Origin of the sequence: Glycomyces xiaoerkulensis (assembly GCF_002798405.1) — a bacterium.
GTDB lineage: Bacteria > Actinomycetota > Actinomycetes > Mycobacteriales > Micromonosporaceae > Glycomyces > Glycomyces xiaoerkulensis.
Window position 1 is genome coordinate 120,003 of sequence record NZ_PGGV01000037.1, and the last position, 15,633, is coordinate 135,635.

Sequence of the window (15,633 nt, forward strand, 5' to 3'; positions counted from 1 at the left end):
TCACACGGGTCAGCGGCTCTTCACCAAGCCGGTTTCGGCCTTGACCGCGTTCACCAGGCGCCGGGCGAGACTGACCGGCAACTGGCGGGACTCGGCTCCCGGACCGCACAGCAGCCACCGCAGCGGTCTCGGGACGCGGTAGAGGGCCTGCTCCATCGTGGGCCGCTCGATCACCACCAGGGCCACGTCGACCAGCTCCACCAGGGCCTCCAGGCTGCCGTCGCGCTGCCGGCACAGGTCGAGTACCTCGTCGACGGTGGCCCCGCCGCCGCGGGCGGCCAGCTCGAGCAGGACCGCCTGGGCCGGGCCGGAGATGAGACCGACCGCCTCGTCGACGGCGGCCTGGAAGCCGCCGGCGGAGTCGAGGGTGGCCACCGGGTGCTCCCGCAACCGCCGCAGGGCCGCGGCCGGGGAGCTGAAGGCGGTGACGTCGGCCAGGGGCCGCAGGGCCGGCACGAAGCCCTCGACGGCGGCGGCCAGGGCGCGGCAGTCGGCGGCGCTCCAGGCGGCGCCCCGTTCCTCGCAGAACCCGGCGAGCATCGCCGCGGCGACCTCGACCGGCGGCAACTGGAGCGCCCGCTTGGCCTCGCCGGGCAGTTCCAGGGGCCGGATGCCGGCGGCCAGTACGTTCAGCCGGTGGCATTCGCGCAGGAGCTTCTCCACCGCCCAGGCGTGCGAGCGGTCGACGTCGTCCAGCACCAGCAGGGCCTCGCGGCCCCGGAGGTGGTCGACGGCGGTCTCGATGGGGTGCCGCAGTTGATCCGGCCGCTTGCCGATGGCCTCGAGCAGGGACGCCCCGAGGTCGTCACCGGGGCGGCAGTACCAGACGCCGTCGGGATGCAGCGGCACGCGGCCCCTGGCCCAGGCCCGCACCAAGGTGGTCTTGCCGCAACCGTCGAGCCCGGTGACGGTCACCAGGCGGTGGCCGGCGAAGGCCCGGTCGAGCTCGCGGTGCTCGCCGGGCCGTTCCACCGGAGGCTTCAGATCGGCCGGGAGATTGTGCCGCAGCGGCCGGATCGGCGGCGGCGGGAACTCGGCCGGCAGGTCCGGCGCGGTCAACTGCACCAGCTCGGTGGTGCCCGGCAGTCCGCGCAGTTCGAAGTAGCCCAGTCGCTCCAGTCGCTGCGGGCCGAGGCAGGCGGCGGAGGCGAACTGGGCCGAGCCGAGGATCTGGTCGCCGTGGGCGGCGGCGCAGATGCGGGCGGTCCGGTGGACCTCGGGGGTGGCGTAGCCCCCGGCCGAAGGCCAGGCCTCGCCGGTGTGCAGTCCCACGCGCACGCGGGGGCGGATCGGACCGCGTTCCAGACCCAGGTCGGGCCACGGGGCCCGGCGCAGGGCCGCCTGGATCTCCACGGCGGCGCCGGCTGCGTCGGCGGCGTCGGCGAAGACGACGAAGAACGAATCACCCTCGGTTTCGATCTCGGTGCCCTGGTGCGTCCGGAGGACCTCCCGGATGAGCGCCCGATGGCGGTGCAGCACGATCCGGTAGGGCTCGGCGCCCAGGCCCGAGGCGAGGCGGGTGGATCCTTCAATGTCGGTGAACATGAACGTCACGTCACCGGCGGGGAGCAAATCTGCGGTCAGTGTCCGATGAGCCGTCTGTGTAGTATGCGGTGCCGTTATAGCGGTAGTCGTATCCACGTGTCGATCAACTTTCGTTCAGCCCCCGTATGCCGGGCCATGGCGCGCTGGTGCGCGGGCACAACCCAGCGGCCTCACAATGTCTCCCCCATCTCAGTCGGTTACCGGATGTGATGGGCATTCAGACGCCGCACGGCTGGCTCGGTCGCGCCCAGGCGCGGCAGGGGAGGCGAATTCGCCCGCGGGTTCGCTCCGGGCGGCTCGTGGCCACCGTCGATCCTCTAGGAAAACGATCATGAACGCCGCTGGTAGCGGCCTGGAAACAGAATTGTTCGCGGTCGAGCGTTGCCCGGGGGATGGCATATAGGGAATACTCGCCTTCAGCGTGGCTTTCCCCGCGGGCGGGGCCCACTCCCACCTTCAGCGCCGCCCGCACCGCTCCATGACAGATACTTGCTCCCGTCGCTGCCGTAGCGACAGGAAAGGAATGTTCGCCTCCGTGTGGTTCGCACTGCTCCTCCGCCGACTCGCGTCGCTGCCGTGGAAGGCGCTCAAAGGGTTCGGTCGCGGCGTGCGCGGCTGCGCCCGGTGGCTCCGCTCCCCCGTCGGACGCCTCGCGGTCAAATGCGCGGTGACGGCGACGGTCCTCGCCGGCGCGCTCACGGCCGGCTACCACGTCGTCCCCGGGGCCGGTCCGGCCTGGTCGTTCGGCGTCGAACCGTCGCCGGAGCCCGAGGAGCGCCCCCTGTTCCTGACCCCCGAGGACGCCCCCGACCCCGGCCTCCCGGCAGAGACCGACACCGGCATCGACCCGATCGACGCCGCCGGCGGCGACCCCACCGAGGAGGCCACCCAGCAGGCCGCCGAGGATCTCGACGGCTGGGCGCAGAGCCTGGAGTTCCTCGGCATCCCCCAGCGCGCCCTGCTCGCCTACGGGCGCGCCGAGCTGGTCTCGGCCTACCAGAACCCCGGCTGCAACCTGTCGTGGACGACCCTGGCCGGCATCGGGGCCACCGAGTCCGACCACGGGACCGTCGACGGCAACCGCATCACCGCCGACGGCGGCACGCTGAGTCCGATCGTCGGACCCGAGCACAACGAGCAGGGCCCGATGCAGTTCATGACCGAGACCTGGGACGAGTGGGGCGCCGACGGCAACGGCGACGGCGCGGCCGACCCCCACAACATCGACGATGCCACCACCGCCGCGGCCGACTACCTGTGCACCGGCGGCCGCGACCTGACCGATCCGGCCGACTGGTACGCCGCCGTCCACAGCTACAACCCCGTCGAGGAGTACGTGCAGAAGGTCTACGACCGCGCCGACGACTACGGCGCGAAGAGCACGCAGCATTGACCGCCCGCCCCCTCGGTTGCCCCACCGGGTAACTTGGGGGTTTCGTGCGGTGACGAAATCGGGTAAGGATAAAAGATGCCCCTGAAGCAGCTCGCTCCAGGCGAGATGACGGCCGACGACATCCGCGACTGGTGTTCGGTGCTCAATGACATGACCGCCGCAGATATGCCGGGCGAGCCCCGCTGGCGAACCGAGCGGCTGCACGACTACCTCACCGCCACGCTCCCGGACGACGAGCGGCTGGTGTTCCTCTACCGCGACGACGACGGCGACCTGATCGGGCACGCCGGCCTCATCATGTTCGGCGGCGAGCAGGCCGGCACCGGGGTGATCGAGATGTCGACCCGCCCCAGCGCCCGCGGCCGGGGCGTCGGCAAGGCACTGCTGGGAGCGGTCGCCGAATGCGCCTCCGCGCACGGCTGCCGGTCCCTGTCGGTCGAGGTCATCGCCACCACCCCGGCGGTGGGCTTCTACGACCGGATGGGCTTCGAGCGGGCCGTGGTCGAGCAGCGGCACCTGCTGCGGTGGACCGAGATCGACTGGGAGAAGATCGAGCTCGCGGCCGGACGCCTGGCCGCCGGCTACCGGCTCGAATACCACGCCGGAGGCGTGCCCGAGCGGCTGCTGGACTCGTACACGGCGGTCAAGGCGAACCTGCGCGCCAGCGACGACGTGGCGGTGGTGCCCGAGTGGCGCGGATCGGCGCAGGCCGACCGGCTGCGCGACTCGCTGACCACCCTGAACCGCCGCGGCATGCGCTCCCACATCGTCGTGGCCCTCTCCGAGCCGTACGGCACCGTCGTCGGACTCACCGAGCTGGTGGTGGCCGCGCAGCGGCCGACCCGGGCCGACCAGTACGACACCGTCGTCGACCCCGCCCACCGCTCGTACGGGCTGGCGATGTCGATGAAGGCCCGGCTGCTGACCGAGCTGCGGCGGGCCGAGCCGCAGTTGGTCGACGTCCAGACCTGGACGATGGAGGCCGCCGACGACGTCCGGTGGATCAACTCCGAGCTCGGCTTCGTCCACGACGTCGACTGGTACGACTACGAGACCGACGTGGACGCGCTGCTGGAGCGGCTGGGGCGGTGACTCGCGGGCGAGCGCCGCTGGCGCCCCGTCCTTAGACTGCCTGTATGCACCCCAATACATTGCCCCCCGATCGGAAGGGCGACAACGGGAGCCCGCCCGAACGACTGATCATCGTCGTCGGCGACAACCGGCTGACGCTGCGGTTCATCGACAACCTCATCAAGCGGTACGGCTACCGGGTCATGGTGATCATCGGTCCCGGGCCGGGCGGGCAGCGCGAGGAGATCCGCCGGTGGGCCTCGCGCTCGCCCTCCCTGGAGGTCTTCGAGCGCGCCCGGATCACCGCCGAGACCATCCGGGACGCCGGCCTCATCGAGGCCTACGCGGTGGCGCTGATGGATCAGAACGACGTCGGCAACCTGCACCTGGCGCTGAAGATCCGCGAGATGTCGTACGACCTGGCCGACGAGACCCTCCCCAAGCTCGTCATCAGGATGTACAACCGGCAACTGCGCGACCGGATCAAGCTGCTGCTGGACGAGGGCGTGTACGTGGAGTCCGACGCCGACATGGTCGCCCGCACCTACGGGGCCGCCGCGCTCGGGCAGATCCCGCCCGGCGAGATGGACATCTGGGACCGGCGCCTGTACCTCGAACGTGAGCCCGACCCGCGCGCGGGGGCGCAGTGGGTGGTGGCGAGCGGCAACGGCGGCGGCGTGGAGATGATCTCGGAGAATCCCGAGGAGTCGGTGCGGGTGCTGTGCCTGGTGCCCGAGCGGAAGCGGCGCCGCTTCCGCTCCAAACCCGGGACCGTGCTGCGGTTCCTGCGGCGGACCGAGAACGGGCTGCGCCGGGCGGTCGACACCAAGCTGCGGATCGCGGCGCTGGCGCTGATCGCGATCATGTCGGCCGGAATCTGGTCGCTGGCGCATTTCAGCAGCCGCGTCAACCCGGTCGAGAACGGCTGGGACGCGCTCTACATCATCACGCTCATCGCCGGCGGCGGCATCGACCCCGACCTGGAGTCGGCGGCGGCGGTCAAGATCACGCACGGGGTGGTGGTCATGAGCGGCTCACTCATCATCCCGATCGTCACCGGTGCGATCGTGCAGGCGATGGTGGCGCGGCGCTACGCGCTCTCGGAGGGGCGGATCGTCGAGTCGGTGCGGGACCACGTGATCGTGGTCGGGCTCGGCAACATCGGCACGCGCGTGGTGGAGCATCTGCGGGAGGAGCGGATCCCGGTGGTGGCCATCGAGAAGGACCGCCGCGCGGTGGGCATCCAGGCCGCCCGCGCGGTCGGGGCCCAGGTGCTGCTCGGCGACGCGAGCCGCCCGGAGACGCTGCGGGAGGCCGATATCGATCACTGCCTCTCGCTGGTGGCGATGGCCAACGAGGATTCGGCGAACCTCGAGGCGGCGCTGTCGGGCCTGGAGTGCAACCGGGGCCTGCGAACGGTGATGCGGATCTACAGCGACGACTTCGCCAGACTGGTGCGGCGGAGGTTGAACAAGCGCCGGAGCCCCAGGGACCCCCTGCAGCACCGGTCGTACAGCGCACCGGAAGTGGCCGCGGCCTCGTTCGCGGCGGCCCTCACCGACGACGAGATCCACGAGGTGATCCCCGTGCGCGGGCACCTGGTCTACATCGGGGAGGTGACGGTCGCCCCGGGCGCGCCACTGGGGGACGCGGAGGCCCGCGAGGCCACGGTGCAGGGCTCGCACCGGCTGCTGGCGGTCAGGCGCGACCCGGAGGGGGTCAGGTGGGACCCGGACGCGGCCTTCCGGATCCGGGCCGGCGACAAGCTGCTGGTGATGGCCACCCGCGACGGGTACAAGGACGTCCAGAACCGCAGTCTGTACGGCCAGGCGCCCCCACCTTGACGGGGGACCGCCGCAACTTCTGCGTATCCCGCTCGTTGAACCACCGACGCGACTGTGGTGAAAGGGGCCGGTGGTGCTCGGAGCGGAACGGAACGCAGGTACAGGACGCGGTCGGCGGTGGCGCCGGTTCGCGATCGCGGCGGCGGCCGCGGCTACGGCGACGGTCACCGCGGTCACGGTGCCCGGCGCGTTCGCCGACGAGCAGACGCTCGAGCTGGGAGATTCGGTGGTGCGGCTGCCGGTCGACGAATCGCTGCTCGGGGTCGTCCAGGTCGGCGAGGTAGCCGACGTGGCCGAGTCGCTCACCGGCGGAGCCGAGCGGACGGTGGAGCTGCACGACCCGGGCGCCAGCTACGTGAAGGTCCACTTCGAGCGGCTGCTGCTGGCCGAGGGCGATTACGTGACCGTCGCCAGTCCCGACGGGACCGAGTCGCACCGGTACGAGGAATCGGGAATCGACCGGTGGGCCACCTCGATCACCGGTGACACCGCCGTCGTCGAGCTGCACGGCACCTCCGGCGGCACCGCCGCTGCGCTGGGCGCGGTGATCGACCGGGCCGCCTACGGCTATCCGGCCGAGGTGGTCGACCGGATCATCGAGGACCGGGAGAGCGCGGCTCCGCGTGCGCCCGAGAGCATCTGCAAGTACGACGACAAGCGGCCCTCACCGTGCTATGAGGAGTCCCATCCCGGCGCGGTCGGGCACACCGACCCGGTGGCGCGGCTCCTGATCGACGGGACGGTGCTGTGCACGGCCTTCCGCGTCGGCGAGCGCAACCGGATGCTGACCAACAGCCACTGCTTCTCCCAGTCCTGGGAGGCCCGCCGCACCGAGGCCTGGTTCGGCTACGACTGCACCGACTGCGGCGGCGAGGAGGCGACCGCCCCGGTGAAGGTCACCGGGCGGCGCGTCCACGCGAGTTCGCAGGAGTTGGACTACACGCTGTTCAGCGTCACCAACTTCACCGCGATCGAGCGGTTCGGGTCGCTGGAGCTGTCGACATCCGCAGCTCGCCGCGGCGATGCGATCTACATCCCGCAGCACCCGGCGGGGCGGCCCACCGAGATCGCGATGGAGTCGTCGGTGGACGGCGGCGAATGCGTGGTCAAGCAGCCGGTCTACGACGGCTATGTCGCCGACAGCGACGTCGCCTACTACTGCGACACCGAGTTCGGCTCGTCCGGATCGCCGGTGCTGTCGCGCGACTCGCACGAGGTGGTGGCGCTGCACCACTTCGGCGGCTGCCCCAATTCGGGGGTGAGCGCGCCGCTCGTCGAACAGGAGATCCGCCACCTGATCTGAGCGGTCCATCCGTCGCAGACCCGGAGGCAGGAGGCCCAGACGCGTTCGGCGGCCTCCTTCAATTCGGATGCGGTGGCGCCCTCGTGCGCCCAGGGTTCGTGTGCGGGTTCGGATATCCACAGGGTCGGTCTGCCGACGACGAGTCCCGAGACGTATCCGAGCAGGGCGGGCCGGTGGTCGGTGAAGGCGATCCAGAGGCGGGGCAGTTCGGCGTGGGTGCCGAACCGGATGCGGCGGTCGGCGACGGTGTCGTGGCCGAGGACGGTGAGCCGTCCGGGGTCGGGGACGGTCGTGGGCCGGATGGTGTTCGGCGCGGGGCTCATCGGACTCCTCCGGCCGGGTGCGGTGAGGGCAGGAGCGCCGGGCAGGGCGATTGCCGCGGGGGCCGCGGCGGTGGTGTCGGGATTCGCGGTGGGGCGGCGGTGGCGTAGGCGCTCCAGGTGGGTCCGACGGCGAGGGCGACGAGCATGAGCCAGGTGAGCCCGGCCAGGAGGAGCAGGCGTTTCCGGACGCCGTTCGGCTCGGCCGCGGGTTCGGGTTGCCGGTGGCGCGGGTCGGCCACCGGGCAGGGTCTGATCTTGGCCATGAACTGGCGGGGCCGCTTGGGCGGGACGGTCCACTCCTCCCAGGGCTTGGCCGGTGCGGGGGCACCGGGTTCACTCCTGAATCCCGGTATCGCCCAGGTGGGCGTCCCGTCGCGGTGAAGGGCGTTTCGCTGCTGAATCGGGGCCTGATTTTGGCGTAGGCTGACGCTAACCACGGGAGGTTCTCCTCTCTGGTTTATGGAGCGGGCCGCCGAACTTGTTTGAGCGCTAGCGCGGCGGCCCGCGTCTGCCTATTCACTTGTGCTTCGACTCCGCGCACTGCGCGTGACCTCACCGTCGCACAGCGGTGACGATCGGCCCCGGATTGACACGCCGGTTCGTCCGGATTCGTCTGTGAACCTCCCCTGCGGTGTCCGCCCGTACCGCACCGTCTCAACCAGGCGGATACGACGCCCCGATGGATCGCGCACGCGCAAAGGCCGCCGCGGCCCTCCCCGCCGACCTGTTGATCCGCAACCGAGGGTCGATCCGGAAGTTGAAGGACGCATGCGCTCGCCCCTTGACTTCTTGGCTGACGAGGGTGCAGCCCGGTTCTCAGTCCCACCAGTTGAAGAGGATCGCCGCAAGGGTATCGGGCTTCCAGTACCGGCATGAGGACCGCGCAACTTCGGTCAGCTCAGAGAGGTCGATCTCGGAGTACCGCAAGGCAAGTTCGCTGCCGGTAAGCACGCGGTACCCGTTCTCGGCGAGGAGGTTCGACCACGGCGGCGGTTCCCTGAACGTGGCGTCGGTATCGAATCCCATGGAGTCTGGTGCCGAATGGCAGAAACCGACCCAGGCCAGGTGCTGCAGGCAGAGCAGGTCGTACTGCTCGGTGCGGCTCTTGAGCCGAATGACATGGAAACTGCGTGGGTACGCGAGCGGGTCTACATGTTCGATCCATACCCCAGAAGGCCGCGCCGACCCGTGGACCAAGGAGGCCAGCGCCTGGGGATCGACCTCGGGGAACGGCTCGGAACAGGCGTCCCAGAACCCTACGGCGTACTGCGGCAGTCGCACTCGCTCCCCCAGAGAACGAATTTCAGGGAAACGCCACTAGTCACGAATCAGAAAGACTCCACGCTTCATTGCATCCGCTACGGCTCGCCTAGCGGCTTCCTCCGCTGCTGGACCCGCTGTTCCCAGCCCAACGTAACCTCGGCGTCCGGTTATATAAGCTGTCAGATCTACAGCGGATGCACCGGCGACACCCACCATAAGTATGGTACCGATGAGCGCAATGCCACCCAGAAAGCCGAAGTCCGACCCACCCTGGCTGAAAACAATGAAGGTACCAATCGCTCCGAGAACCCAGGATAGGCCGATTCTAGCTACGACCACAGACTGCTTAAAAGCACGCGAGACGATTATCTCCCGTTCCAGTCCATTCGACCCGAATCGTGACATTTTCCCCAATTGAACTCTCCAGTCTCATCATTGTCTAGCAGCGAATGCAGTGGCCTGCGTCGGCGATTGCCTTCGACTCCCTGCTCGGACGAATGAACGCAGTGTTCCGATTCGTTCTCGTAGGCGCCATCGCGCTTGGCCCGTCGGCCGCATCCGCCCGACCATACCGGCGTCGCGACGGAAGTCCAGGCGGTCTACCTGAAGGACGGCAGTCGCGACGGATCAATGATGTGCCGCTTGGGCGTTGCGGTCGAGCTGGATCACGGTCCGTGCATGACGCCGAGCCGTCGTCGTCTTGCCGCAAGCTCGCAGTCCGACGACGAGCACAGCCGGAAGATCCTTCATGAGGTCATCGATCGACCGGTCTGCGAGTCGCGCGCAATGTATTCCCTGTTCATTTGGCCGCGCCGCCGCGTTGATCGACGCGATGCGGGTGATACTCGGCTGATGCCGACTCCCTCTCGAGACACGACGGCGGGTCGTGTGTTCAACGACCTGCGGAACACCGCACGACGACAGCAACGAGGCACTGAGGCCTTTCCGGGCAAGGTGGTTGGTACTGAGTGTGACTGGAACCGATTGGGACGAGAGGGAACCTCCTGGTGAGGGTTGGAGTAGTGACGGCGTCGGGTTTAGCAATCGATAGTCGAGACGGTGGTTCTTCCCTCGTAGGGGAGAACCACCGCTTGGGTCGATTCGTGTCACTTCCGCCAGAACAGGTGGTGCGTCACGCCGCTCGGGCTGGGCACGGTCTCGAGGTTGAACCGGTCGAGCAGTTCGTCCGGCGACTGCCATAGCCGGACTCCGGAAGCAAGTTCGACCTGCGAGACGGCCACGTGCATGGTGTCGACCAGGTCGGCATCGAGGAATTCCCGGATCGTGGTGGCCCCGCCGCCGAGCCGGACGTCCTTGCCCTGCGCCGCCTCTCGCGCCTGTTCGAGGACCGCGGCGGGGTCGCCGTCGGTGAAGTGGAATGTGGTGTCCGACAGCGTGAACGAGGGACGCAGATGGTGGGTCATGACGAACACCGGAGTGTGGAACGGCGGCTCCTCACCCCACCAGCCCTGCCAGTCGTGGTTTTCCCAGGGGCCGCGCTGGGGGCTGAACTTGTTGCGGCCCATGATTTCCGCGCCGATATTGTTGGCGAAGTCGCGCGTGAAGTAGTCGTCGAGTCCGCGGCTCCCACCGGGATCGGTGCGGCCGGGCATGCTCGCCGTGTCGATGGCCCAGGACATCAGTTCCCGAGGGTCGGCGTGACCGAACGGCCGCTCGAGACTCTGACCCTCGCCTGCTCCGAATCCGTCTAGCGAGACGGTGAAATTCTGCACCCTGAGAAGCTGGCTCATGTAATTCCTCTTCACTGTTGGTCATGGTGATGACAATAATGAGACTCTGCGAGTCGGGCAGATTCATCGCCGCAACCAGTGAAGGTACCGTGCTTTAGGCCACTTCTCAAAGTCGAAGCCGACACAGCGGGGATTGTCAGAACCTCTGTGGGTCGAGGCGATCGCTTCTGATCCTTCTATTGCTCGGTTTGGTCGGTGACACTGTCGCCGAAGTAGCCCACGGGCCTCGATCTCCACCCGCCGAAGTCGTCCACGAGCCCCGGGACGAACCCGCCGAGGTGGTCTACGGGCCTTGATCCCCACCCCCGGGCCGGTTCACGTCGCTGTGCCACACGGGGGTTCTACGGTCCGGGCCACCCATAAGAGCTGCGTGCGAGCGGCTCCGCCGCTTTCTGAAGCATTACGCACGCTTTCGTGCAAACTGGGTCGATGATGCCCGTTCACGGCTCTTGGCACCGGCAACCCGAGTCCAGCCCGACACAGCGGGTCCTGCGACCGGCTCGGTGGGTCCGGCTGGGCCGGTCGGGCGACCGACGCCCGGTGCCCCCGTCCCCGGGCGTGGTCGTGGCCTCCGGCCGGGGCCGACTGGGTTTCCAGATGTGGGTGCGGGTGTTCGGGGTGTCATCGACGGGCCTGGTGTTCGTGGGGGCGTAATGCTTCCGAGGCGGCGGAGCCGCTCGTACGCAGCTTTATCGGGTGGCTCGGACCGTTGAACCCCCATGTGGTGCCGGTGAGTGGACCGGCCTGGGGTGGGGATCAAGGCCCGTAGACCACTTCGGCGGGTGGAGACCGGGGCTCGTGGGCTTCTTCGGCGGTGAGGGTCCGTGCGTAGAGGGCCCGCCGGTCAACGCGGCGGCGGGTTAAGAGTTCGGCGAATATGTGACTAGAGCGTCGGCGAATATGTTATTACGATCAAGTTTCTGCCTGCTATGCTCGCTTCATGTCGAACCTCCTGCCTCGTCGAGCGCTCACCCATCTGAACGAGCGCGTCGATGCGTTCCGCGCCGTCGTGGTCGGTGGCCCTCGGCAGGCCGGAAAGACCACCCTGCTGCGGCAACTGCATGCCGAACGAGGCGGGACCTTCGCGACACTCGACGACCCGACGGCCCTCCAGACGGTCCGGTCCGATCCGTCGGGGTTCGCCGGGTACGGTGCGGCGCCGCGGATCTTCGACGAGGTGCAGCGGGGCGGCGACGATCTGCTGCTGGCGGTCAAGCGGCTCATGGATCTCGACGATGCGCCCGGCCAGTTCGTCCTGTCGGGTTCGACCCGGTTTCTGACTGTCCCGACGTTGTCGGAATCGTTGGCGGGGCGAGCCGTGTTCGTCGATCTGTGGCCGCTGAGCGCCGTCGAACGGACCAGATCAGGCGTCGACGCTCCAGCGCTCTTGTTCGACCGGGAGCGCCTATTGAACTCAGCGCCGGTTTCGCAGTGGGACCGGGGCGGCTACTTCAAGCTCATCTGCGAGGGCGGCTATCCGGAGGCGGTCCGAATCGGCTCCGAGTCACTTCGCGCTGACTGGTTCGACAGTTATGTATCCACAGTGGTTCTGCGGGATGTCGCTGAGTTCGCCGACGTGCGCCATGCCAATCTGGTGCCGCATCTCCTGCGGCTGGTCGCCGCGCGTTCCGGGTCGAACCTGGTCCAGTCCGATCTCGCCAAGAGCCTGGAGCTGAACCAAGCCACGGTCCGGGACTACCTGGGGTATCTCGACATCGTCTATCTGACCGCGAAGCTGCCGGCGTGGTCGACCAACCTGACCGCGAAGCTCATCAAGACTCCGAAGGCCTACGTCACGGACTCGGGGCTGACGGCATCGCTGCTCGGAGCCGACTTCGAAGCCGTGTCCGCCCCCGGTCACCCGCTTGCGGGACCACTGGTGGAGACGTTCGTCTTCGCCGAGCTGACCCGGCAGTTGACGGTGAGTTCGATTCGAGCGGGGTTGCATTACTACCGTGACCGGGACGGCCGCGAGATCGACTTCGTGCTCGAACGTCGGGACGGAGCGGTGGTCGCCATCGAGGTCAAAGCCTCGGAAACGGTGCGGTCCGACTCGTTCAAGCATCTTCACTGGCTCCGAGATCGACTCGGCGACCGGTTCCGTGCGGGCTATGTCCTGTACCTGGGCGAGGAGATGCGGCCGTTCGGACCTGACATGGCGGCCGTCCCCCTCTCCGCCCTCTGGGGCGGGGCACCACTGCCGTGAGTTCGGTCCGTGCCCGTTCGCCGTGTGCCACGAGCCGGGACTGCATCAGGCAGACTCGGGTGTGACCTGGAGTTCCTTGACGATCGTGGAGTAGTGGGACCGGACCCGGTCGTCGGTCGGGTCGTCCTCGGGGTCCCAGTGGACCGCCAGGCGCTCGTAGACGGTGTTGCGCTGGGCGGGAATCCGGTCGGCGGTGCGGATGAGTTCGACCAGCTCCGAGAGCCGCGAGGAGTTCCGGGCCCCGGCCGAGGAGATCACGTTCTCCTCCAGCATGATCGAACCCAGGTCGTCGACGCCGAGGTGGAGGCTCAACTGACCGGCGGCCTTCCCGGTGGTCAACCAGGACGACTGCAGGTGCCGCACGTTGTGGAAGAACAGCCGGGCCACCGCCAGCAGCCGCAGGTACTCCATGGGCGTCGCCTGGGTGCGGCCCTTGAGGTGGTTGTTCTCCGGCTGATACGTCCACGGGATGAACGACCGGAACCCGCCGGTGCGGTCCTGCACGTCGCGGATCATCCGCAGGTGCTCGATCCGCTCGTGCGCGGTCTCCCCGGTGCCCATCATCATCGTCGCGGTCGACTCCAGGCCCAGGTTGTGGGCGGTCTCCATGATCTCGAGCCAGCGCTCCCCGGACTCCTTGAGCGGAGCGATCGCGGTGCGGGGCCGCTCGGGCAGCATCTCGGCGCCGGCCCCGGCGATCGAATCGAGCCCGGCGGCCTTGATGCGGCGGACGGCCTCCTCGACCGAGACGTCGGAGACCGTCGCCATGTGCGCGATCTCCGAGGGGCCGATGGAGTGGATGGTCAGCTCCGGGTACTCGCCCTTGACCGCCGAGAAGAGCCGCTCGTAGTAGTCGACGCCGTAGTCCGGGTGGTGGCCGCCCTGGAGCATCACCTGGGTGGCGCCGAGGTCGGCGGCCTCGCCGCAGCGGCGCAGGACCTCCTCGAGCGAGTGCTCCCAGCCCTCTTCGTGTTTGGGGGCGCGGTAGAAGGCGCAGAATTTGCAGGCGGTCACGCACACGTTCGTGTAGTTGACGTTGCGGTCGATGAGGTAGGTGACGATGTTGTCGCCCACCAGGCGGCGCCGCACCGTGTCGGCGGCCTCGGCGAGGGGGTGGAACGGCGCCTCGGTGTAGAGCAGTTCGGCTTCCTCGGCGCTGATGCGGCCGCCGTCGGCGGCGTGGGTGAGTACCTCGTCAATCTCGGCCATGGCCCGAGCCTATCCGGGCTAATCGACGTAGTACAGCTCCGTGTGGATCTGTGACGCGCCGGTCTCCTCGAGGACCTCCTTGACGCCCAGGATCAGCTCGTATGGGCCGCAGAGGAACCACTCGTCGATCTCGCCGGGGTCGACCAGCTCCTCGAAGATGCGGCGGAGCCTGTCGGGACTCAGCCGACCGGTCAGGAGCGGCTCGGCGCCTTCGCATCGGGTCCGGATGTGGTGGAGGCGCAGCCGGTCGCCGTGCTCGGCCTGGAGCTCCCGCAGTTCGGCGGCGTACATGGTCGAGTCCTCGGTCCGGTTGGAGTAGAGGAGGGTGACCGTCGCGCCCGCGTCGAGGGCGGCGGCGGTGATGGACATGATCGGGGTGATGCCCGAGCCGGCGACGATCGAACCGTAGTGGCGGTCGGGCCGGATGTCGGTGCAGAAGTTCCCCAGCGGCGGGAGGACCTCGAGGACGTCTCCGGGCTGGAGCCGGCGGTTGGCGTAGCCGGAGAAGCTGCCTTCGGGGATCGACTTGATGCCCAGGCGCAGCTCGCCGAGATCGGCCAGTTCGCGCGGGGAGGAGGCCAGGGAGTAGGAGCGGCGGACCTCGCTGCCGTCGGGCTCGACGCGCTGGAAGGTCAGGTGCTGGCCGGGCTTGAACGCGAAGGTCTCGCGCAGCGCTTCGGGGACGTCGAGGGTGACCTCGACGGCGTCGTCGGTGAGGGCGCGCACCCGGTCGACGGTGAGCTTGTGCCAGGCGGGCCGCCGTTTCCGCTGCGGTTTGAGCTCGACGCTCATGCGCTCTCCCTTCCGGCCGAGAAGAATTCGGGCCCGTGCTCGGGTGCCGGGGCCACATCTGTGTAACCGGACGCGCGTCTTGCGAATTCCCGCAGGCCCGCGAGGTGCCGGTCGTCGAGGGTGAACTGGAGGCGTTCGAAGTAGTCGGCCAGCGCGGCGGGCTCGAACGGCTCCCAGCGGGCGGCCGAGGCCACGACCTCCCCGATCCCCTCTCGGGAGCGCCGCACCGAGTCGGTGAAGGCGAGATGGACGTCCTTGACCAGGCCGGGATGGGCTTCGGCGTAGTCGCGGCGGACGGCCCAGACGGCGAAGACCATGGGCAGGCCGGTCCAGTCCTTCCAGGCGGCGGCGAGGTCGAGGACGTGGTGGCCGCGCGGGTCGTGGTGGACGCGGAGGGCCTCGTCGCCGATGAGCACGGCCGCGTCGGCGCCGGACAGGGCGGCGTCGAGTTCGGGCTCCGTGGTCGCGAACTCGGGTGCGAGGCCGTACCGCTGCTCCAGGAGCATGCGGGCGAGCAGGACGCCGGTGCGGGAGGTGGAGGCCAGGGCGACCTTCGGGGCCGGGCCGAGCCGGTCGAGGGGCGCCTTGGAGACGAGGTTGACGCTGAGGACCGGGCCGTCGGCGGCCACGGCGATGTCGGGCACCAGCAGCAGCCGGTCGGCGTGCCGGAGGTATTCGACCAGGCTGATCGGGCCGATGTCGAGCTCGCCGTCGACCAGCAGCCGCGACAGCTCGTCGGGCGGGGCCCGGTGCAGGTCGACGTCGAGCAGCGCCCCGGACCTGGCCAGACCCCAGTAGATGGGCAGGCAGTTGAGGAACGCGATATGACCTACCCTGGGGCGCCGTGCGATGTTCACGCTCTCGACCGTATCCGGTCGGTCGGCGGTGCGGCGCCGCCGCGGCGGCGGTGACACTCGGCGCACCGCCGGGCGC

General features: G+C 69.0%; 12 protein-coding genes. 5 read left to right on the forward strand and 7 right to left on the reverse strand.

From position 1 onward, the window contains the following. Positions 1 to 9: 9 nt before the first annotated feature. On the reverse strand, positions 10 to 1,641 hold the full coding sequence (locus tag CUT39_RS17030; protein WP_332870163.1) for an adenylate/guanylate cyclase domain-containing protein: 1,632 nt from the start codon (positions 1,639 to 1,641) through the stop codon (positions 10 to 12). A 427-nt stretch (positions 1,642 to 2,068) separates the two neighbouring features. Between CUT39_RS17030 and CUT39_RS17035 the strand changes: the two genes are divergently transcribed. From CUT39_RS17035 to CUT39_RS17050, 4 genes are all read left to right on the forward strand, one after another. Beyond that, positions 2,069 to 2,938 (forward strand): lytic transglycosylase domain-containing protein, encoded by an 870-nt coding sequence (locus tag CUT39_RS17035; protein WP_100448661.1) that lies wholly within the window; start codon positions 2,069 to 2,071, stop codon positions 2,936 to 2,938. 75 nt (positions 2,939 to 3,013) lie between these two features. Next, the gene (locus CUT39_RS17040; RefSeq protein ID WP_100448662.1) at positions 3,014 to 4,030 is read left to right on the forward strand and encodes a GNAT family N-acetyltransferase; all 1,017 of its coding nucleotides are present in this window, start codon (positions 3,014 to 3,016) and stop codon (positions 4,028 to 4,030) included. 44 nt (positions 4,031 to 4,074) lie between these two features. Then, positions 4,075 to 5,853, forward strand: coding sequence for a potassium channel family protein (locus CUT39_RS17045; RefSeq protein ID WP_157930777.1), 1,779 nt, complete (start codon positions 4,075 to 4,077; stop codon positions 5,851 to 5,853). Between the two features lie 73 nt (positions 5,854 to 5,926). Next, complete coding sequence (locus tag CUT39_RS17050) at positions 5,927 to 7,156, forward strand: trypsin-like serine peptidase (RefSeq protein ID WP_157930778.1); 1,230 nt, start codon at positions 5,927 to 5,929, stop codon at positions 7,154 to 7,156. A gap of 319 nt (positions 7,157 to 7,475) precedes the next feature. Here CUT39_RS17050 and CUT39_RS17055 read toward each other — a convergent pair whose 3' ends face one another. The 3 genes from CUT39_RS17055 to CUT39_RS17070 all read right to left on the reverse strand — a co-directional run bounded on the left by CUT39_RS17055 (position 7,476) and on the right by CUT39_RS17070 (position 10,493). Then, positions 7,476 to 7,742, reverse strand: coding sequence for a hypothetical protein (locus tag CUT39_RS17055; protein ID WP_100448665.1), 267 nt, complete (start codon positions 7,740 to 7,742; stop codon positions 7,476 to 7,478). 553 nt (positions 7,743 to 8,295) lie between these two features. Next, positions 8,296 to 8,760: a hypothetical protein gene (locus tag CUT39_RS17060; RefSeq protein WP_100448666.1), complete on the reverse strand. Its 465-nt coding sequence runs from the start codon at positions 8,758 to 8,760 to the stop codon at positions 8,296 to 8,298. 1,088 nt (positions 8,761 to 9,848) lie between these two features. Further along, positions 9,849 to 10,493 carry a dihydrofolate reductase family protein gene (locus CUT39_RS17070; protein ID WP_100448668.1) on the reverse strand — a complete coding sequence of 215 codons (645 nt, stop codon included), beginning with the start codon at positions 10,491 to 10,493 and terminating at the stop codon, positions 9,849 to 9,851. A 940-nt stretch (positions 10,494 to 11,433) separates the two neighbouring features. Here CUT39_RS17070 and CUT39_RS17075 point away from each other — a divergent pair. Further along, positions 11,434 to 12,699: an ATP-binding protein gene (locus CUT39_RS17075; RefSeq protein ID WP_100448669.1), complete on the forward strand. Its 1,266-nt coding sequence runs from the start codon at positions 11,434 to 11,436 to the stop codon at positions 12,697 to 12,699. A gap of 45 nt (positions 12,700 to 12,744) precedes the next feature. Here the strand turns inward: CUT39_RS17075 and mqnC are convergent, their stop codons facing one another. The 3 genes from mqnC to CUT39_RS17090 are packed head-to-tail and all read right to left on the reverse strand — an operon-like array spanning position 12,745 to position 15,557. Further along, positions 12,745 to 13,908 carry a cyclic dehypoxanthinyl futalosine synthase gene (mqnC, locus tag CUT39_RS17080; RefSeq protein WP_100448670.1) on the reverse strand — a complete coding sequence of 388 codons (1,164 nt, stop codon included), beginning with the start codon at positions 13,906 to 13,908 and terminating at the stop codon, positions 12,745 to 12,747. An 18-nt stretch (positions 13,909 to 13,926) separates the two neighbouring features. After that, positions 13,927 to 14,700 (reverse strand): FAD-binding oxidoreductase, encoded by a 774-nt coding sequence (locus tag CUT39_RS17085; RefSeq protein ID WP_100448671.1) that lies wholly within the window; start codon positions 14,698 to 14,700, stop codon positions 13,927 to 13,929. Beyond that, positions 14,697 to 15,557, reverse strand: coding sequence for a menaquinone biosynthetic enzyme MqnA/MqnD family protein (locus tag CUT39_RS17090; RefSeq protein ID WP_100448941.1), 861 nt, complete (start codon positions 15,555 to 15,557; stop codon positions 14,697 to 14,699). Before CUT39_RS17090 ends, CUT39_RS17085 begins: the two co-directional genes overlap by 4 nt. Between the last annotated feature and the right edge of the window lie 76 nt (positions 15,558 to 15,633).